A 19,174-nucleotide genomic window follows, 5' to 3' on the forward strand; every position below is an offset into this window, starting at 1 on the left:
ATTTCCCGAAACATCGATGGAACAGGGATATCCATAGGCTCATTCGGAGCGAGGTGTGGTGGTGGTTTGGTCGGCGCCACCAAACCGCATCGGCCACCGCTCCGAATCAACGGAGTAATCCCGATCATGCACACCGCGAGGAGTTGGTATCGATGCCTGTGAACAGATTGATCCAGAGGCTGGGTGGCGACGACCGGGTGGATCTACTCCGCGCAGTTCGCGAGTCCGACGTGAGTCCCTACTTCCGGGTGATGGAGTCCGCCACCGCACCCGTCGTCCAGGTGGAGGGCGCCGACCGGATCATGCTCGGTTCCAACAACTATCTCGGTCTCGCCGATCACCCCGCCATTCGTCAGGGCGCGCAGGACGCCCTCGACACGTTCGGCGGCGCGATCACCGGAAGCCGGCTGCTGAACGGCACCATGGACCTGCACCTCGACCTCGAGTCGGAGATCGCCGAATGGCACGGCACCGAGGACGCGATGGTCTTCACCACCGGCTATCAAACGAACCTGGGCACCATCAGCGCCGTCGTCGGCGCGGGCGACGTCGTCGCCGTCGACGCCGCCGCCCACGCGTCGATCCGGGACGGCTGTGCCCTGTCCGGCGCGACGGTCCGCAAGTTCCGTCACAACGACGTCGCCGACCTGGAGACCATTCTCGGGGAAACAGCCGACGGTGACGGCGCGGTGCTGGTGATCGTGGACGGGTTGTATTCGATGGAGGGCGATCTCGCCCCGCTCGGCGCGGTCTCCGAACTCTGCGACCGGTACGGCGCGGCCCTGATGGTGGACGAGGCGCACAGCCTCGGCATCTTCGGTGAGCAGCGGACCGGTGCCGCCGAACTGCTCGGCATCGACGGCCACACCGATATCCGGATGGCGTCGCTGTCCAAGAGTCCCAGCTCCACAGGAGGATTCATCGCGGGATCCCGTGATCTCCTCGATTCGCTGCGGGTGAACGCCCGCGCCTTCCTCTTCACGACGTCCGGCGTTCCCGCCGCGGTGGGAGCGTCGCTCGCCGCAGTGCGACTGATCCGCAGCGAGGAGGGAGAGCAACGCGCACGGCGGGCGCTGGACAACGCCGCCGTCCTCCGGTCCGGACTGGCGGACAACGGACTCGACGTGGGCGCGCTGTCGCCACTTCCCGGCGGCGGTGAGACGGTGACGCCCATCGTGTCCGTCCACGTCGGCGACGACCTCGAGGCGATGGGCCTCTGGCGCACGCTGTTCGACCGGGGCGTGTTCACCAGTGCCGCACTCTATCCCGCCGTTCCGCGGTCGGGTGCGATGCTCCGGCTGTGCGTCATGGCCACCCACACCGACGCCCAGTTGCGGCGGGCGGTGGACGTGATCTCCGAGACCGTCACGAAAGCCGCGGCCTGATGAAGGTGGCGGTCACCGGGGCGACGAGCGATTTCGGCGCCGCGATCCTGCCCGTGCTGCTGGACGATCCGGATGTCGATACGGTGATCGGGCTGGGCAGGCGGGAACTGCCGATCGATCATCCGAAACTCGAGTTCGTCCGCATGGACATCCGCGACCCGGGCATCGAGGACGTGTTCCGCGGCTGCGAGGCCGTCGTCCACCTGGCGTTCGTGGTGGAGGAGATCCGGGACAAGGCGGTCACCCACGACATCAACCTGAGGGGTTCGCGCAACGTCGTCGACTCCGCCCACCGGGCCGGGGTGCTCCGCGTCGTGATCGCGTCGAGCATCAACGCATACGGGCCGGAACTGCGGCGCAAGCCGGTGAACGAAGACGTCTATCCCGCAGGGGATCCCGACCGGTACTACTTTCACGACAAGGCGGAGGTCGAGCATTACGCCGACTGGTGGCTGCGCCGCCATCCGGGGGAGATGGCGATCTCGATGCTGCGCCCCACCTACATCATCGGACCCGACTTCTCCAACGACGGCATCGACCAGCTCACCGGACCGGTCGGCGCGTTCCCGCGCGCCGACGAGGCCGCGTATCAGTTTCTGCACCAGCGGGACATGGCCGACGCGTTCCATCGCGCGGTGAAGCAGGATCTGGTGGGACCGTTCAATCTCGGTCCGAAGGACTGGGTGGGTGTCCGCGAACTCGCGGCGATGCAGGGACAGCGGATGTTCGACGTGCCCGAGCGGCCGGCGGTCGTGGCGGCGAATGTCCTGTTCCGGCTCCGGCTCACCGCGTTCTCCGGACAGTGGGTGACGGCGGGCGAGACCGTCGTCGATTCGACGCGCCTCACCGAGGCGACGGGCTGGGCGCCGTCGCTGACGGCCCGGGAGTCGGCGGCCGTCATGATCCTGTTGCAGGGTAAACCCTTGTTGCGCAGAGAGGATGCCCTGGAACGTCGCATCGCCTGCGAGGCCGCGCTGGAGCCGGCGTCCGAATTCGTCGGCGTCGACGGCCGCGGCCTCGAACACGTCCAGATTCCCGCGGCCACCGGAGCCGTGCACACCGAGGTCCACGCGGCCAGGCGGGGCGGTGGGACCACCGCACGGTCGGGCGGCACAGCCACCGTGGTGCTGCCCGCGCCGCCCGGACTCCACGCGCGGTATCTCACTCCGCTCGCCGTGGAGTTGGCGGAGAACGGCGTGAACGTCGTCGTCGCGGATCTCCCCGGGCACGGGTTGAGCACCGGGAAGCGCGGTCTTGCGACGGCGGCCGGGGTGCACGACGCCCTGGCGGTCGCGCTCGGCTATGCGCGGATCCGGTTCGGCGGCACGCCGCACGTGGTCAGGGTGGGCGACGCGACCCCGCCCGTGTCGCGGTCCGGACGCCGGCGGTCGTGGGTCGCCCGCTCGCGGACCCGCGTGACCGTCAACCCGGCCGACGGACTGCTCCCGCGCAGACTGCGCTACGAGGGCGGGCTCGAGCACCTCCCGCACGCGTACTCCGCCCGCGGCGTCACCTCGGTCATCCACTCCGATCGGGTCGACTCGTAGAGTGTCTCCTGTCCACGTCGACGCCGTGAGCAGGAGTGAACCCATGACCAGTGAAGAACCCGGCAAGCGGAGCCCGGCCGTCGAGGCGGGTCTGACGGTGCGGCGTGAGGTGATGGGCCCCGACTTCGTCGAGCGGGCGCTCACCCGGACCGCGGGGACCGACAGCGAGCAGTTGCAGGAATTCGTCACCGAGCACGTGTGGGACGCCGTGTGGAATCGGCCGGGGCTGGACCGACGCAGCCGCAGCCTCCTCAACCTCGGCATGCTCATCGCGCTGCGGGCGCACGGTGAGCTGAAGGGGCACGTGCGGGGCGCACTGCGCAACGGTCTGACCCGCACCGAGATCGTCGAAGCGGTGATCCACGCGAGCGCCTACTGCGGGGCCCCCGCCGGTCTGTCGGCGATGGCCGTGGTGCAGGAGGCGCTCGACGCGGAACTGGGACCGCTCGACTCCCAGGACTGACGACCCGGCTCAGCCCGTCACACCGGTGATCTCGTTCGGGGTCTCCGGAAGATCCGCCTGCCCGGACACGGTCCAGGTGTCGAGGTCGATCGTGTGGATCGTCTTGTGCGCGGGATCGGTCACGTAGGCCGTGTGGTCCTGCACGTACAGCGCGGGACGCGGCGACTGCCACTGGTCCGGCTCGGTCCACGGATCGAGGACGTCGACGGTGCGGCTCACGGCCTTGGTGTTCGGGTCGATCACGTGCAGGGCGCCGTCGGTGCCGAGGACGAGGGCCTCACCGTGCGGGGCGCGCCCGAGCGACCGGAACGTGTAGCTGGTGCCCAGGTCGACGAGGGTCAGCTGTCCCGTGGCGGTGTCGGTGAGGGAGACCCGTTCGGGGCGTTCGAGTTCGGCGTCCGGGTCGGTCTTGTAGTCGCCCAGCAGGATCGGGGAGTTCTCGTCGCCGGCCTGGTTGCCGATGCGCCCGTAGGGGTCGGGGCTCGTCACCTTGGTGATGACGCCGTTCCGGTAGATCAGCAGGCCGTTCTGGCATCCCACGACCACCGTCTCGTCGGCGGCGACGGCCTCCCCGTGCACGCCGGGGCAGTCCTCGTTGCGCGCGATCTCCTTGCGGTCGCGGTCGAGTACGACGATGCCGGTGCGCTCGTCCTCGTTGCCGACGGTGGTGAGCAGGCTGCCGTCGGAGAGTTCGACGGCCACACCGTGATGCGCTTCCGGGGTCGTGAACTCGGTGGTGTCCGGGGTGCCCTGGGCGAGTGCGGCCGGGTCGAACACGCGCACCAGTCCGGTGCCGTCGTCGAACAGCACGGTCTTGCCGTCGTGCCGGACCACGTGCCCGGGCGTCTTCGCCTCGAACGCGACGTCGGTGAGTGCGGGTGCGGCGGTGTAGTGGCTGCCGCCGTCGGTCCAGGTTCCGGTGTCGAGGGCGGTGAAACTGTTGCCGGTGCTGATCAGCACGTGCCGGTCGTCGCCCGCGGGGTTGAGCCGGGTGAAGCCGTCCACCTCGGCCGAGCCGACCACGTCGAGGCTCTGCGCGTCGAGGACGAGCACCCCGCCGTCGTAGCTCAGCGTCAGTCGTGGCGTGGCCGCGTCGGTGGTGGTCGCTTCGGCCGTGCCGGAGTCGGTGGAGCAGGACGTGAGAAGTGCCGCCGAGAGTGCCACGGCGGCAACGGCGGTGGGTCGAGGTCTACGCATAAGGGTCACCCATGAGAAGTAACCCTTTTTGCAAACGGTTGTCAAAGTCGTAAGTGTGCATGTGGCGATGCATCGACTACGCCAACCCCTGCGCGATCGCCGCGGAATTGGAATCCATCATCTCGATGTACGTGCCGGCCCCCGAGCCGGGTTCACTCAGTGATTCCGTGAACAGCGAGACGACGTCGACGGGAACGCGGGCCTCCGAAGCCAGCACCTGTGCGAGTCGATCGGGCTGGGAGGAGTCGACGAAGATTGCGGGCACCCTCGCCGCCGTGACGGTCGCGGCCAGGTCCGACAGATCCGACGCACTGGGCGACGCCAGGGTGGTCCCGCTGGGAATCACCGCCCCGATCGTGTCGAATCCGAAACGCTGTGCCAGATAGCCGAACACGTGATGGTTGGTCACCAGTTTGCGTCGGTCGGGCGGGACGGTCGCGAACCTGTCCGTCATTCGGGCGGTGAGTTCCGCGAGTTCCCGGGCGTAGCCGTCCGCGTTCGTGCGGACGGCATCCGCGTCGATGTCCGGCACGTGTTCGATCACCGCGTCGCGGATCAGGGCGACCGCGTCCCGCATGCGGTCCGGATCGGTCCAGACGTGCGGATCCATGGTGCCCGAGGATTTTCCGGAGCGATACTCGATCGGCCGCACGGCCTCACCGATCTGCAGGATCGGGACCCCCTCCGCGCGCGCGGTGTCGACGGTCTTGCCGATTCCCTCCTCGAGACCGAGCCCGTTCGAGACGAGGAGGTCGGCGCGTTCCACCCGCGCGGCATCCGAGGCGGAGATCTCGAACGAATGAGGATCGGCGCCCCTCGGCATCAGTACCGTCACGTCGGCCCGGTCGCCGACGACGTTCTGCACCACGTCACCCAGGATGTTCGTGGTCACCACGACGACGGGCCCGTCGGACGAGCCCGGGGCGCACGCGGTCACCGGCAGCACCGCGAGTGCGGTCAGCAGGGCCAGCGGCAGCAGGCGCCGCATCCTCCTCACAGCCCGACCACGCCGAGGGTGGACGCCGCGACGCCGACGTCGAGGGTGCGCGCGACCCGGGCATTGTCCCGGAAGTCGATCTCGGCCACCGACTTCGACGCGGGATCCGACACGTACGCGCGGGTGCCGCCGACGACGATCACCGGTGGCGTCGAGAACGCCTCGCTCGGGTCGTAGGGGCGTGCCAGGACGCGGGACGACGCGGTCTCCGCGCCGGACTGCGCGTCGTACACGCGGAAGGTGCCGTCGGCGAGGACGGCGAATACCGAGCGTCCGTCGCCGGCGAGAGCGACGTCCAGCGCCCGCTCCGGGGTCCGGACGTGCGTCCACCCGCGGGTCCGTGCATCGAACACCAGCAGCCCGTCGTTGGTGGCGGCCGGCCCCGCGGTGGCGACGTGAAGCGGCAGGCCGTCGTGTCCGCGGAGCGCGGTGGGACGGGTGGCGGCGCCGATGCCCGCCGGGTACGCAACCTTCACCGACGTCCAGGTGCCGTCGCCGGCGGAAGCGAGGAGCAGTCCGTCCTCGCACGCGCCCAGCACCTGGGTGTCGGATACGGCCGCGCCGTTCAGGTTCGGGCAGGCGGTGTCGACGCGCTGCGGAACCGCACCGTCTGCGGTGTGGAGTTCGAGCGCGCCGACTCCGGTCGCGGCCGAGTGCGAGACCACGAATCCGTCGGCGATCGGCAGGGCGACTCCGGGGTGCGGGGCGTCGGCCCGGACGACCGCGTCGACGTCGATGCTGTCCCTGCGGAGCGCGGCGAAGTCGATCACGCGGGCAACGCCGTCGCCGTCGAAGAACGTCGCGACCTTGTCGTCGCCCTCGATCACGCGCCCGGGGCCGTCGCCCTCGAGAACGCCGAGTTCGACCGGGTCCTTGGTGTACGAGTGGGTGTGGTCCCCGTGGTCGATGGTCCAGGTGCCGGCGTCCACGACGTGCACGGCGCCGCCGGTGCCGTCGACGGCGAACGCATAGCGGTCCTTCACCGTCGTCAGCCGGACCGGGTTGTCGAACTCGAACGAATGGAGGGTCTCGGCGGTCGCGAGGTCGAGCACGGTCACGCGGCCGGAGTCGGCGTCCGACACGACGAGCCGGGGTTCCGGCCCCTCCACCTCGGTGGATCCCGCCTCGGCGGCGAGGTCGCTACCCGGCTGGCTCCGGCCGCCGGGGGAGGCCGCCTCCTCCGGTGGGGACGCGCAGGCGCAGACGGTCAGCGCGGCGACCGCGGCGATCGCTGCGCGGGCGAGGGTCGTGTTCGGCATTCGGGCTCTCCATGCTATCGAACGGGTATCGGAGTGGGTTTCGCGGCAGGTCGGAGTCGTCGCGATGCCGACCGGATGACGGCGGCGACGAAGAATTGGAGGACGGCGAGCCCGGCGATCGTCGCGCCCGCGGCAGTGTCGGCGTTCCACGACACGATCAGTCCTGTGAGCGTCGCGGACCAGCCGAGCAGTACGGCAATGGCCATCGTGGCGCCGATCGACCTGCCGAACAGCGCCGCGGTGGCCGACGGCGCGACGAGGAGTCCGAACACGAGCAGGGTGCCGACGATGCGGAACGACGCGACCACGGCGAGGACCACCAGCGCGAGCAGGGCGAGGTGCGCCCACCGCGGGCGCAGACCCAGGGTGTGGGCCTTGCGTTCGTCGAAGACGAGGGCGACGAACGGGCGGTACGCGAGCACCGAGACGATCCCGGCGACCGCGGCCGCCGCGGCGAGCCAGATCAGATCGCCGACTGTCGCGGACAGGACGTCACCGAAGAGGAAGGCGGTGAGATCGACCGCGAACGATCGTGCGCGCGAGACGATCACGACACCCAGTGCGAGCATGCCGACGAACAGCAGGCCGATCCCGGTGTCCTCGGACAGTCGCGAGTTCTTCGACACCCACGCGACGCCGAGAATCATGACGACCGCGCTGGCGGCCGCGCCGACGAGGAGATTGGCGCCCGCGAGATAGGCGACGGCCACGCCGGGCAGCATGCCGTGCGAGATGGCCTCGCTCATGAAGGCCATGCCCCGCAACACGACCCACGTTCCGACGAGTCCGCAGAGGACGGACACCAGCATGCCCGCGAACAGGGCGCGCTGGACGAAGGACACCGTCAGGGGGTCGAGTAGCCATTCCACTCTGCTAATCTAACGATAATGATTGTCGTAAGCGAAATCGCGGTTCGATACGGATCGACCCCGGCGTTGAACGGTGTGAGTGTGTGCCTCACACCGGGCACCGTCACGGCCGTCGTGGGGCACAACGGTTCGGGGAAGTCGACGCTCCTGCAGTGCCTCGCCGGCATCGCGCGTGTCACGTCGGGGCGGATCGACGGCACGGACGGGCTGCGCACGGCGTATGTGCCGCAACGACATGCGGTGAGCGAGCAGCTACCGCTGACCGTGCGTGAGGTGGTGACGATGGGGGCCTGGCAACGGCGCGGAGTGTGGCGGCGGCTCACCCCCGGCGACCGCGACGCCGTCGACGCGGCACTGTCCAGGCTGGGTCTCGCGGATCTCGGCGCGCGGCCGATCGGCGCGCTCTCGGGCGGGCAGCGTCAACGCGCCCTGCTCGCGCAGGCGCTCGTGCAACGCGGCGACCTGCTGATCCTCGACGAGCCCACCACCGGACTCGACGCCCACGCCCGCGCGGTGATCGGCGACGTCGTCGGCGAGGAGGCCGCGCGGGGTGCGATCGTCGTCGTGGCCACACACGACTCCGGCGACGCGGAACGCGCCGATCAGGTGCTGACCCTGTCGGCGGGGATGCCGCTCACCCCACTTCGACGATGACGAGCTTGTTGCCGTCCGGATCGCGGAAGTAGAACATGGGCGGCACGTAGTCGCCCATCCGCAGGACCTCCGCATCCACGTCGACGCCGCTCGCCGACAGGGTGGCATGGTCGGCGTCGGCGTCCGAGGTGGTGAGCCGGATGCCGGTCTCGACGCCCACCGGGACGCCGTCACGGGTCGGCACGAGCGCGATCGACGTGGCCGAACCCGGCGGCGCCACCTCCACCCAGCGCTGGCCGGGGCTGAACTCCGCATCCATGCGACGCTCGAAACCGAGTGCGCCCACATAGAATTCGAGTGCCCGATCCTGATCGGTCACGGGAACCGCCACCGTGTGCACCCCGTTGATGTGGGTCCTGCCGTCTTCGGTCATGCCGTCCACCTCCCGTCGGCAGGCGTCACGCCTGCTCGGCTGCCTTCTCGAGTTCGGCGACGTCGAGTTTGCGCATCTTCAGCATCGCCTGCATGGCACGCTGCGCCTTCGCGTCGTCCGGGTCGCGCATGAGTTCGTACAGTCGCTCCGGGACCACCTGCCAGGACACGCCGAAACGGTCCTTGACCCAACCGCATTGGCTTTCCTCGCCGCCGTCGGTGAAGGCGTCCCAGTACCGGTCCACTTCTTCCTGGTCGGCACACAGGATCTCGAAGGAGATGGCCTCGTCGAACGTGAACTGCGGGCCGCCGTTGAGCGCGATGAACGGTTGTCCGTTGATCTCGAAGGACACGGTCAGCACCTGTCCCTCCGGGCCGGGAGTGTTCGGACCGTAGTGGGTGACCTCGGTGATCCGCGAGTTCGGGAACAGGGAGGTGTAGAACTTCGCGGCCTCTTCGCCTCGAGTGTCGAACCAGAGACAGGGGGTGATGGGTTTCATGGCGCATTCCTCTCGCGGGTCCTCGTCGGTTCATCCTCGCCGATATAGACCGCGCCTGCGCCCGAAACTCATCGGACCGCTGTCAGGAGTTCAGCGCACCGTCCGGGTGGACGAGATGGCGATCGCTCCGAGCAGTCCGACCAGGGCGAAGGCGTAGAACCCCCACGGGACCGCGTAGCCGGCGCCGAGCAGGACGCCGCCGAGGATGGGGCCGCAGATCGCGCCCACGCGGCCGACACCCGCCGACCAGCCGAGAGCGGTCGCACGGATCTGCGGAGGGTGGTTGGCGCTCGTGAACGCGTAGACGAGAACCTGTGCGCTGAACACGAAGCAGCCGGCGAGGAACACCAGGGCATAGATCCCGAACGACACCTTGACGCTGAGCAGGGCGAGGAACACCGCGGCGCCCGCGAACCAGATGATGGCCGCGGTGCGCGGACCGATCTTGTTGGCGACGCCGCCCGCGATCAGCAGTCCGACCACTGCGCCGGCGTTGAGGATCAGCAGGAATGTCAGAGACGCGCCGAGGTCGTAGCCCGCCTCGCGCATGATCGTCGGCAGCCACGTGTTGAGGCCGTAGACGAGCAGGAGTCCCATGAACGAGGTGACCCAGATGGCGATGCTGTTGCGCAGGAACGGCCGCGAGAACAGGGCGCGTACCGGGTTCGCCGACGTCGCGACGGGAGCGTCGGCGGCGGGGGCCGATTCCAGTTCCAGGCCGTACTGCTTCGCGATCGCCTCCGCCTCGGCGCGCCTGCCGTGCGACAGCAGGTACGAGGGGGACTCGGGGAGGTGGCGGAGCATCAGCGGAATCAGGACCACCGCGGGAAGGGCGCCGACGACGAACATCGAACGCCAGCCGAACGGTTCGATCAGCACGATCGCCAGCGCCGCCGTCGCGACGGCACCCACGTGGTATCCGGTCATCAGCAGCGTCGACGCGGATCCGCCGCCCTGCTTCTTCGAGAATTCGTTGACGAGGGCGAGCGCGGTCGGCAGGGCGCCGCCGAGGCCGACACCGGCGAGGAAGCGGAACAGTCCGAACATGAATGGGTTGGGCGCGACCGCGCAGAGGAGAGTGAGGATCGAGAACGCGGCCACCGCGTACAGCAGGGCGCGCCTGCGTCCGATGACGTCCGTGAGCGTGCCGATGACGAGCGCGCCGATGGTCATGCCGACCAGGCCGAACGTCGAGATGAACGTGATCGCGCCCGTCGACAGATTCCAGTCGCCGTATTCGCGGAGCGAGGGGATGACGGCACCGAGGACGACCAGGTCGAACCCGTCGAGCAGCACGGCCACCCAGCAGAGGGGCGCGACCCAGAGGGCGGTGGAGGCGCGGGCGGCGCTTCGTTGGGAAGTGGTCATGATGTCCTCGACATTCGGTGATCTCCACAGGATGTTCGCGATGCGAACCCTGGTTCTATAAGCGCACTCATTGTGTGGCGCGCCATAGTTGCCTGTCAAACATGGCCACTCCACAGGTGGGCGGTCCGCCGACCCTGGGCGTGCGCCCAAAATCACCGCGGGTTGGTCAAGGCTTGGTAAACCCCGTGTGGATAATCGACCGGGTACCGAGTCGATGAGCCAGGACGGACTGTGAGAACCAACCACCAGGTGGCTACCAGCCGTCCGCGCGCCGCCGCGTCACCGTCGACGGCCGGCGCCTACCGGTACGACCTCGACGGACTGCGCGGCATCGCGATCGCCCTGGTCGTCGTCTATCACGTGTGGTTCGGGCGGGTATCCGGCGGCGTCGACATCTTCCTGGTGCTGTCCGGCTTCTTCTTCACCGGCATGCTCGTGCGCCGCGTGGGCGCGGACTCCGGTCCGTCGATCCCGGCCGTGCTGCGCCGCACCGCCCGGCGACTGCTGCCCGCACTGGTGGTGGTGACCGCCGCGACCGCTGTCGTCACCGTCGTGCAGCGGCCCTTCACGCAGTGGTCCGGGATCGCGGATCAACTCCTCGCGTCGCTGCTGTACGTGCAGAACTGGCAGCTGGCCCGGACCGCCGCCGACTACGCTGCGGCCGACGCGTCGGTCAGTCCGCTGCAGCACCTGTGGTCGATGTCCGTGCAGGGGCAGTTCTACGTGCTCGCGCTCGCCGTCGTCGCGGGGGTGGCCTGGACGTGCCGGCGCCGGATCGGTCTCGTGCGGCCCCTGCTCGGCGGCGTCCTCGGTGCGGGGTTCCTGGTGTCGTTCGGCTACGCCGCGGCGCTGTCGCAGGACCGGCAGTCGTGGGCGTACTTCGACACGTTCGCGCGACTGTGGGAGTTGGTCGCGGGCGCACTGCTCGCGCTCGTCGTGCACCGGGTCGACCTGCCCCGCGGGTGGCGGGTGGCTCTCGCGGTGTCGGGGTTCGCCGTCGTGCTCGGGTGCGGATTCCTCGTCGACGGCGCCGCGCTGTTCCCCGGACCGGCCGCCCTGATCCCGGTGGGCGCGGCGGTCGCGCTGATCCTCGCCGGAGCGGGCCCGTCCGATCAGCCGGGGGTCGTGACGATGCTGGCGTCCCGGCCGTTCGTCGAACTCGGTCGCCTGGCCTATTCGCTGTACCTGTGGCACTGGCCGATCCTCATCTTCTACCTCACCTGGCGGGAGCGGCCCGCGGTCGGTGCGCTCGGCGGGCTCGCGGTCATCCTGGTGTCGCTGGTGCTGGCATGGCTCACCCAGCGGCTGATCGAAATGCGGTTCCAGGGCGGGGCCCGTCCGGGGCGCGCGCTCACCGCGCTGGTCGCGGTGCTCGGCGTCGCCGTCGTCGGTTCGGCGTCCGGGTGGCACGCGTACCTCGCCCGCAACCCCGAGACGACCGCCCGAGTCGGCGAGCTGGACCCGTGGCTGTACCCGGGCGCGGCGTCGCTGACGGACGGCGTGTTCGCGCCGCGCGCGGACATGCGGCCCACTCTGCTCGAGGCGCCGGGCGACCTGCCGCAGCCGACGGTCGACGGCTGCATCTCCGACCTGAGCACCCGCGACGTCGTCACCTGCGTGTACGGCGACGTGTCCGCCGATCGGACGATCGCGGTGGTGGGCAGCTCCCACGCCGAACACTGGGTGCCCGCGCTCGACCGCATCGGCCGGCAGCGCGGTGTCCGCGTCGAGACGTATCTGAAGATGGGGTGCCCGCTGACCGTCGCGGACGTCCCGCTACTCGCCGGCGAGCCGTATCCCGACTGCGGCGACTGGTCCCGCGACGTCCTCGACCGGCTGCGTGACCACCGGCCGGACTGGGTGTTCTCGACGTCCTCGCGTCCCAACGAGGAGGGGGCCGGCGACGTCACCCCCGACGACTACCTGGGCCTGTGGGCGCGGCTCGCCGATTTCGGGCTCCCGTTCCTGGGCATCCGCGACACCCCGTGGCTGCACCACGACGGCGTCCCGTATTCGGCGGTCGACTGCCTGGCCGACGGCGGCGACGCCGACAGTTGCGGACTGCCCCGCGACGACGTGCTGGCCCCGGACAACCCGACGGTCGAGGCGGCCCGACACCTGCCGTCGGTGCATCCGCTCGACCTCACCGACGCCGTCTGCGACGTGGCGATCTGCCGCGTCGTGCAGGGAAACATCCTCGTCTACCACGATTCGCACCACCTCTCGGCGACGTACGTCCGGAGCCTCGCCCCCGAACTGGACCGGCAGGTCGGCATGGCCACCCGCTGGTGGTGACCGGGATACTGGCGCCATGTCCGAAGACGACCGCAGCATGCTGGGACGGGCCTTCCTGGTGCTGGGGTCGTTCACGTCGGAACGTCCGCGGCTGTCGCAGTCGGAGCTGAGCCGTCGCACCGGGCTGCCGCTGCCCACCGTGCACCGGCTGTGCCGTCAGCTCGTCGCCAACGGCGCGCTCGAACGCGTCGACGACGGGCACTACGAGATCGGGGTGCGGCTGTGGGAGCTGGGTGCGCTCGCGCCCCGCGCCCACGGGTTGCGGCAGGTGGCGTTGCCGTACCTCGAGGACCTGTACGAGGCGACACGGGAGAACGTGCAACTCGTGGTCCGGGAGGATCTCGAGGCGCTGTACATCGAACGGCTGTCGGCGCGCGGGGCCGTGACCGTCGTCGGCAGGGCAGGCGGCCGGCTGCCGCTGCACGCGTCGAGCGGCGGACTCGTGTTGCTGGCATTCGGCGGAAAGGACCTGCTCGACGAGGTCCTCGCGGCGGGCCTCGAACGCTTCACTCCGTCGACCATCACCACCGAACATCGGCTGCGCAGCACCCTCGACGACATCCGCCGGAGCGGGTGGGTCACGTGCCGCGAACACCTCAACATCGGGACGCTGGCCGTGGCCGCGCCGGTGTCGCGATCGACGGGGGAGGTGGTGGCCGCGGTGTCCGTCGTGGTTCCGGCGGAGAAGGATCCCGCGCCGCTGATCCCGGCCGTGCGGGCGGCGGCGCGGGGTATTTCCCGTGGCGTCGCGTAGCTCGTCTTTCACTCAGTGAAAGTGGGGGTGTTGCGGGCCGTTTCTTCGAAGGACAGTGACTGGTGTCACGAACTACGCGAGGAGTCTGCTCATGAACACACAGGTCGGGATCGTCGGCGGGGGCCCCGCAGGGCTGATGCTCTCCCATCTCCTGCACCTGAAGGGCATCGAATCCGTCGTGCTCGAAAGCCGCACCCGCGAGGAGGTGGAGGGCACCATCCGGGCCGGTGTGCTCGAGCAGAACACCGTCGACCTCATGGTCGACACCGGACTCGGCGACCGCGTCAAGCGTGAAGGACTCACCCACCACGGCATCGAACTGCGCTTCGGCGGCCGCGGCCACCGCATCGACTTCGACGAACTGACGGGCGGCCGCGCCGTCACCGTCTACCCGCAGCACGAGGTCCTCAAAGACCTCATCGCCCGCCGACTCGACGACGACGGCGACATCCGCTTCGGCGTCTCCGACGTGCAGGTGCACGGCCACACCACCGACAACCCCAAGATCACGTACGTCGACGCCGACGGCAACGAGCAGACCCTGACGTGCGCACTCGTCGCGGGCTGCGACGGCTCGCGGACCACGACCCGCGGCCTCATCCCCGAGACCACCGTCCGCACCGACCACTTCCGGCAGTACCCGTTCGCCTGGTTCGGCATCCTCGCCGAGGCCCCGCCGTCGTCCGAGGAACTGATCTACGCCAACCACCCGCGCGGGTTCGCGCTCATCAGCACCCGCACCCCCGACGTCCAGCGGCACTACCTGCAGGTCGACCCCGACGACTCCGTCGACAACTGGTCCGACGACCGCATCTGGTCCGAACTGCACGCCCGCGTCGACGGCGAAGGCGCGGAAATCAAGGACGGCAAGATCTTCCAGAAGTCGATCCTGCAGTTCCGCAGCTTCGTGTGCGAACCCATGCAGCACGGCAACCTCTTCCTCGCCGGCGACGCGGCCCACACCGTGCCCCCCACCGGCGCGAAGGGCATGAACCTCGCCATCGCCGACGTCTACTTCCTGTCCGAGGCGATGTCCGAGTACTTCGCCACCCGCAGCCGCGCCGGGCTCGAGGGCTACACCGACAGCGTCCTCCCACGCGTGTGGCGGACCCAGCACTTCTCCTGGTGGATGTCCTCGATGCTGCACCGCCTCCCCGGCGACACCGGCTTCGGCCACAAGCGGCAGGTCGCCGAACTCGACATGGTCACCCGCTCCGCCGCCGGTCGCACCCTCATCGCGGAGAACTACGTCGGCACCCCTTTGCGCTGACGCGCCCGTGAGTACTTATTAACGTCCGGCGGTTAACAAGTACTCACGGGTGGCGGAGCCGCAAGAAGGGGGCGAAGAGCCGGGCCGTGTTCGCCGATGCCGTCGCGGTGTCTTCCGGCGGATTGGCGATGAAACTCAGGGCAAGCCGGACGATGGCGTGCGCGAGGATGTCCGCGTCTTCGGGGGAGGCGTTCACCCACGACCGCTGCAACGTCTCGGCGAGCCGCTCGGCCGCGGGCCGGATGATGATGTCGCTGTCCGTGGTGATCAGGCGCAGCAGATCCTCGGGCGCCTGCCCCTGGTGCAGCGACATCACCAGGGGATCGGCGCCGCTGAGTGCGAAGAACGTCGCATAGCCTTGCCGCAGAGCGGTTGTCACGTCGTCGGGGTTGTCGTACAACGCGGACTCGATGACGGTGACGAGGCTGTCGGTCAGCCGAAGGGCGTATCCCTCCGCCAGGCCGCGCCGCGAGCGGAACTCCTTGTAGATAGTCTGCCTGCTCATGCCGGCGGCGACCGCGACGTCGGTCATGGTGATCGTCGGCCACGGACGTTCGAGGAGCAGTTCCCGCAGCGCATCGAGGGTTGTCTCCCGCATCAGCGACGTCGCGGCGAGCCGGTACCGGCTCTGGCGTTCGGCGCGGTCGTGTGCGGACATGAGGTCGATGCTAGCGGGCGGGGGTTGCCAGGCCTTCCCGCTCGCCGGCAAGCACGTCGGCCAGGGCGACCGACTCGTCAGCCAACGCGACGCGGTCGACTGTGCCTCCCCGGGCGATCATCGTGCGCACGGTCCGGAGGTCTTTCGGACGGCCGACGGCGATGGCCCCGACCGGTGTGTCCTCGCGCACCGCGACCGCCGTGAAATCGCGATCCGCGATCGAACCGCGGACCACGTAGTCGTCGTCGACCCGGGTTGCGCCTGCGAATTGCACGGTGTGGCCGTACTGCGTGGACCACCCCCACGGAACGTCCGTGAACGGTGTGGGTTTGCCGAGGATGGAGTGCGCGGCCGCAATCCCTTGCGCCTGAGCGCCGTTCCAGTGTTCGGAGCGATACCGCTCGTCGCCGCGCGCCCCGGGAATGTTGGCGGCGTCACCGGCGGCGAACACGCCGTCGGCCGACGTGCGGAACAGCCCGTCGACGGTGATGCCGTTGTGGACCCGCAGTCCCGCCGCGACGGCCAGCGACACCTCGGGGACGGTGCCGACCGACACGAGGACGGTCCCGGCACTCCAGGTGCGACCATCGGCCGCGGTGGCCAGGGCGGATCCGTCGTCGCCCACGTCCAGCGAGGCGAGCGTGACGTTCGTGCAGACGTTCACGTCGTTCTCGGAGTGCAGGGAGGCGATCATCGTCGAGACGTCCGGCGGCACGATGCGACTGAGGAGCGACGGGTCCCGTTCGAGAACGGTGACATCCGCGCCCAGCGACCGTGCCGTCGCGGCGACCTCACATCCGATGAGACCTCCGCCGATCACGAGGAGGGAGCCGGTGCGGCGAATCGACTCCCGGAGCGAATCCGCGTCGGCCATCGACCGCAGGGTGAAGACGTCCGCACCGGAGACCCCGTCGAGTCGGCGGGCCCGGCCACCCGTCGCGAGTAGCAGAGCACTGAAATGCAGTGCCTCGCCGGACGAGAGTGTCAGCACCTTCCGTCGTGCGTCGAGTTCGACTGCCGTTGCACCGGTGACCAGTTCGATGTCGTGTTCTGTCCAGAACGAGTCAGGCTTCAGTGCCGTCTTCTCCGCCGCGGTGGCGCCCGACAGCAGGTCCTTCGACACCGTCGGGCGCCGGTACGGGGGCGAGGGTTCGTCTCCGATCAGGACGACGCGTCCGCGGAAACCTTCCGAGCGGAGCGTCTGCGCGGCGCTCGCCCCGGCGATGCCGGACCCGACGATGACGACCGTCGACAGTTCCGTGGAAGGACTCATGCCCGGCTGACCTCGACCATGTCGAAATCGGCCTTGGCGGCCCCGCAGTCGGGGCACGACCAGTCGTCGGGAATGTCTTCCCACCGGGTGCCCGGCTCGATGCCGTCCTCCGGCCAGCCCTCGGCCTCGTCGTACTCGAATCCGCACTGGGCGCAGCGGAAAAGCTTGAAATCGGTACTCATGTCACGCCACCTTCGTTTCGAAATCGATCTTCTCGCGGACCCCGCAATCGGGGCAGCACCAGTCGTCGGGCACATCGGCCCACGGGGTGCCGGCGGGGAATCCTTCACGGGGTGCGCCGGACGCTTCGTCGTAGACGTAGTCGCAGACCGGGCACTGGTAGGCGGCCATCACCGAACTCCGCCGTCGTACTTGGCCAGAACCTTCTCGCGCTTACCGGGTTGGATGTTCACGCGGGTGATATCGCCGTCGTAGTGGTCGAGCACCCGGTGGTCCATCACCTTGCGCCACAGCGGCGGGAAGTACGCGAGCGTGATCATGCTGGCGTATCCGCCGGGCAGGTTGGGGGCGCCGTCCATGCTGCGCAGCGTCTGGTACCGCCGCGTCGGGTTCGCGTGGTGGTCGCTGTGTCGCTGCAGGTGGTACAGGAAGATGTTGGTCACGATGTGGTCGGAGTTCCAGCTGTGCGCGGGTGCGCAGCGCTCGTAGCGGCCGCTGGCCGTCTTCTGGCGCATCAGGCCGTAATGCTCGAGGTAGTTGACCGTTTCGAGGAGCGAGAAACCGTAGACGGCCTGGATGATCAGGAACGGGATGACGACCGGACCGAATATCGCAACGAGCGCGCCGAACAGCACCACCGACATGAGCCACGCATTCAGCACGTCGTTGTGAATGCTCCACGTGCTCTTACCGAGTCGGTGCATTCGAGTCTTCTCGAGCTCCCACGACGACTTCAGGCTTCCCCACACGCTGCGGGGCAGGAACGCCCAGAAGCTTTCTCCGAAACGTGAACTCGCCGGGTCCTCGGGTGTCGCGACCCGGACGTGGTGGCCGCGGTTGTGCTCGATGTAGAAATGGCCGTAGAAGGTCTGCGCGAGAGTGATCTTGGCCAGCCAGCGTTCGAGGTCGGTCTTCTTGTGGCCCATCTCGTGGGCGGTGTTGATACCGATGCCGCCCATGACGGCGACGCTGAACGCGACACCGATCTTCGACCACAGCCCGAGGCCGCCGTCGATGCCGAGCCAGGACAGGCTGTCCGCCGACCAGAGGTAGCACGCGAACACCAGGCTCGCCAGCTGGAACGGGATGAACACGTACGTGCAGTACCGGTAGTACCTGTCGTTCTCGAGCTGTTCCATCACTTCCTCGGGCGGGTTCTGGCCGTCGGGTCCGAAGAACCTGTCGAGGACCGGGAGCACGATGAACAGCAACAGCGCGCCGATCCACCACCACACCGGCGCCACCGCCGACCATCCGAGTTGGTTGAAGGCCCACACCAGCCCCGCGGCGAGGAACAGCGCGGTCGGGGGTATCAACCCCATCAGCCACAGGTAGCGCTTGCGGTCGTGCCAAGCGTCCGGGGGTGCTTCCTCTGTCGTCCTGCCGATATCCGACGTCGTCACGGTCCGAACCTCCTCGTCCAGTAGCTGTCGCGGTATGAACCAGCTCACTCTCATTTGGACATTACATGGTCTTCGATCCAGAGTCTAGACAAAACTATTGATTTGTAAATCACGACAAGGGTAGCGCTCTAACACCGGGGTCACCCCGGCCGATAGAAAGTGCGACACCGTTTCACCGTGCGGAGGAGGCCCTCGATGTTCCGCGACCCCGGACTGCCCGACTGGCTCGAATTCGTTCTCGGCCTGCTCGGATACCGCTGGTAGTCCTCTACTCCGGCGTGCGTGAGCGCGCCGCGAACGTCGCCGTCGCCACGACGGCGAAGGTCAGCCCCCACCATTGGTGACCGGCGAATGCGACGAGCACGCCGGTCGCCGCGAACAGCACGGTCTGGGCGACCAGTCGCGCGGGGTTGGGTAGTCGTCGGGTCGATTTCGGGGCCATCGCGACGCCCCAGATCACGGCCGCTGCCACCGGGAGGAGCACCGCGAGCGCAACCTGCACGACCGTCGAGTTCGCGAGCGACCACCCCGCGACGGCGAGCAGGACCAGCATTGCGATCTCACAGGCGAACGCCACGACGTCGAGTACACCCACTCGTTGCGCGCCGGCTTCGCTCATCGATCCAGCTTAAATGCGTGCGCTGCAGGCCGGGGCCCGTGAGTACTTGTTAACCACGGGCGCTGGCTGTCAGCATGGTCGTGAGACACCTGGCAGTCAGCGTGGGGAGCG

General features: G+C 68.8%; 20 protein-coding genes. 7 read left to right on the plus strand and 13 right to left on the minus strand.

The window, feature by feature from the left end; all coding sequences use genetic code 11:
• Positions 1-152: 152 nt before the first annotated feature.
• From P3H15_RS44305 to P3H15_RS44315, 3 genes are read left to right on the plus strand one after another with little or no spacing between them, the layout of a single operon-like run.
• Positions 153-1,385, plus strand: a complete 1,233-nt coding sequence (locus P3H15_RS44305) for an aminotransferase class I/II-fold pyridoxal phosphate-dependent enzyme (protein WP_276143104.1) — start codon at positions 153-155, stop codon at positions 1,383-1,385.
• Positions 1,385-2,932 carry an NAD-dependent epimerase/dehydratase family protein gene (locus P3H15_RS44310; protein WP_276143105.1) on the plus strand — a complete coding sequence of 516 codons (1,548 nt, stop codon included), beginning with the start codon at positions 1,385-1,387 and terminating at the stop codon, positions 2,930-2,932. Before P3H15_RS44305 ends, P3H15_RS44310 begins: the two co-directional genes overlap by 1 nt.
• A 43-nt stretch (positions 2,933-2,975) precedes the next feature.
• Positions 2,976-3,395: a carboxymuconolactone decarboxylase family protein gene (locus P3H15_RS44315; protein WP_276143106.1), complete on the plus strand. Its 420-nt coding sequence runs from the start codon at positions 2,976-2,978 to the stop codon at positions 3,393-3,395.
• A gap of 9 nt (positions 3,396-3,404) precedes the next feature.
• On the opposite strand, the gene aztD is transcribed toward P3H15_RS44315, so the two are convergent.
• From aztD to aztB, 4 genes are all read right to left on the minus strand, one after another.
• The gene (aztD, locus tag P3H15_RS44320; protein ID WP_276143107.1) at positions 3,405-4,592 is read right to left on the minus strand and encodes a zinc metallochaperone AztD; all 1,188 of its coding nucleotides are present in this window, start codon (positions 4,590-4,592) and stop codon (positions 3,405-3,407) included.
• A gap of 76 nt (positions 4,593-4,668) precedes the next feature.
• On the minus strand, positions 4,669-5,580 hold the full coding sequence (gene aztC / locus P3H15_RS44325; RefSeq protein ID WP_276143108.1) for a zinc ABC transporter substrate-binding protein AztC: 912 nt from the start codon (positions 5,578-5,580) through the stop codon (positions 4,669-4,671).
• 5 nt (positions 5,581-5,585) lie between these two features.
• A complete protein-coding gene (locus tag P3H15_RS44330) occupies positions 5,586-6,848 on the minus strand; it encodes an ABC transporter (protein ID WP_276143109.1) in 1,263 nt (420 codons plus the stop codon).
• Positions 6,849-6,862: 14 nt separating this feature from the next.
• Positions 6,863-7,717, minus strand: coding sequence for a zinc ABC transporter permease AztB (gene aztB, locus P3H15_RS44335; RefSeq protein WP_276143110.1), 855 nt, complete (start codon positions 7,715-7,717; stop codon positions 6,863-6,865).
• Between the two features lie 18 nt (positions 7,718-7,735).
• Here aztB and aztA point away from each other — a divergent pair, with 18 nt between their 5' ends.
• Positions 7,736-8,371, plus strand: coding sequence for a zinc ABC transporter ATP-binding protein AztA (gene aztA / locus P3H15_RS44340; RefSeq protein ID WP_276143111.1), 636 nt, complete (start codon positions 7,736-7,738; stop codon positions 8,369-8,371).
• Here the strand turns inward: aztA and P3H15_RS44345 are convergent.
• The 3 genes from P3H15_RS44345 to P3H15_RS44355 all read right to left on the minus strand — a co-directional run bounded on the left by P3H15_RS44345 (position 8,352) and on the right by P3H15_RS44355 (position 10,611).
• Entirely contained in the window at positions 8,352-8,744 is a 393-nt protein-coding gene (locus P3H15_RS44345; RefSeq protein WP_276143112.1) for a VOC family protein, read from the minus strand. The genes aztA and P3H15_RS44345 overlap by 20 nt on opposite strands.
• A 25-nt stretch (positions 8,745-8,769) precedes the next feature.
• A complete protein-coding gene (locus P3H15_RS44350; protein ID WP_124393880.1) occupies positions 8,770-9,243 on the minus strand; it encodes a VOC family protein in 474 nt (157 codons plus the stop codon).
• Positions 9,244-9,333: 90 nt separating this feature from the next.
• On the minus strand, positions 9,334-10,611 hold the full coding sequence (locus P3H15_RS44355; RefSeq protein ID WP_276143113.1) for an aromatic acid/H+ symport family MFS transporter: 1,278 nt from the start codon (positions 10,609-10,611) through the stop codon (positions 9,334-9,336).
• Between the two features lie 231 nt (positions 10,612-10,842).
• Between P3H15_RS44355 and P3H15_RS44360 the strand changes: the two genes are divergently transcribed.
• From P3H15_RS44360 to P3H15_RS44370, 3 genes are all read left to right on the plus strand, one after another.
• Complete coding sequence (locus P3H15_RS44360; RefSeq protein WP_276143114.1) at positions 10,843-12,906, plus strand: acyltransferase family protein; 2,064 nt, start codon at positions 10,843-10,845, stop codon at positions 12,904-12,906.
• Positions 12,907-12,922: 16 nt separating this feature from the next.
• Positions 12,923-13,660 carry an IclR family transcriptional regulator gene (locus P3H15_RS44365; protein ID WP_276143115.1) on the plus strand — a complete coding sequence of 246 codons (738 nt, stop codon included), beginning with the start codon at positions 12,923-12,925 and terminating at the stop codon, positions 13,658-13,660.
• Positions 13,661-13,751: 91 nt separating this feature from the next.
• Entirely contained in the window at positions 13,752-14,930 is a 1,179-nt protein-coding gene (locus P3H15_RS44370; protein WP_276143116.1) for a 4-hydroxybenzoate 3-monooxygenase, read from the plus strand.
• A gap of 43 nt (positions 14,931-14,973) precedes the next feature.
• Here P3H15_RS44370 and P3H15_RS44375 read toward each other — a convergent pair whose 3' ends face one another.
• The 6 genes from P3H15_RS44375 to P3H15_RS44400 form a co-directional block, all read right to left on the minus strand.
• A complete protein-coding gene (locus P3H15_RS44375) occupies positions 14,974-15,588 on the minus strand; it encodes a TetR family transcriptional regulator (RefSeq protein ID WP_276143117.1) in 615 nt (204 codons plus the stop codon).
• Positions 15,589-15,598: 10 nt separating this feature from the next.
• The gene (locus P3H15_RS44380) at positions 15,599-16,861 is read right to left on the minus strand and encodes an NAD(P)/FAD-dependent oxidoreductase (protein ID WP_276143118.1); all 1,263 of its coding nucleotides are present in this window, start codon (positions 16,859-16,861) and stop codon (positions 15,599-15,601) included.
• Positions 16,858-17,043 carry a rubredoxin gene (locus P3H15_RS44385; RefSeq protein ID WP_276143119.1) on the minus strand — a complete coding sequence of 62 codons (186 nt, stop codon included), beginning with the start codon at positions 17,041-17,043 and terminating at the stop codon, positions 16,858-16,860. The genes P3H15_RS44380 and P3H15_RS44385 overlap by 4 nt, the downstream gene beginning before the upstream one ends.
• A 1-nt stretch (position 17,044) precedes the next feature.
• Complete coding sequence (locus P3H15_RS44390) at positions 17,045-17,212, minus strand: rubredoxin (protein ID WP_087558809.1); 168 nt, start codon at positions 17,210-17,212, stop codon at positions 17,045-17,047.
• Positions 17,212-18,444 carry an alkane 1-monooxygenase gene (locus P3H15_RS44395; protein WP_276143120.1) on the minus strand — a complete coding sequence of 411 codons (1,233 nt, stop codon included), beginning with the start codon at positions 18,442-18,444 and terminating at the stop codon, positions 17,212-17,214. Before P3H15_RS44395 ends, P3H15_RS44390 begins: the two co-directional genes overlap by 1 nt.
• 268 nt (positions 18,445-18,712) lie before the next feature.
• Positions 18,713-19,063: a YrdB family protein gene (locus P3H15_RS44400; RefSeq protein WP_276143121.1), complete on the minus strand. Its 351-nt coding sequence runs from the start codon at positions 19,061-19,063 to the stop codon at positions 18,713-18,715.
• Between the last annotated feature and the right edge of the window lie 111 nt (positions 19,064-19,174).

The sequence above is a fragment of the Rhodococcus sp. T2V genome (genome assembly GCF_029269925.1).
Classification (GTDB): Bacteria; Actinomycetota; Actinomycetes; order Mycobacteriales; family Mycobacteriaceae; genus Rhodococcus_F; species Rhodococcus_F koreensis.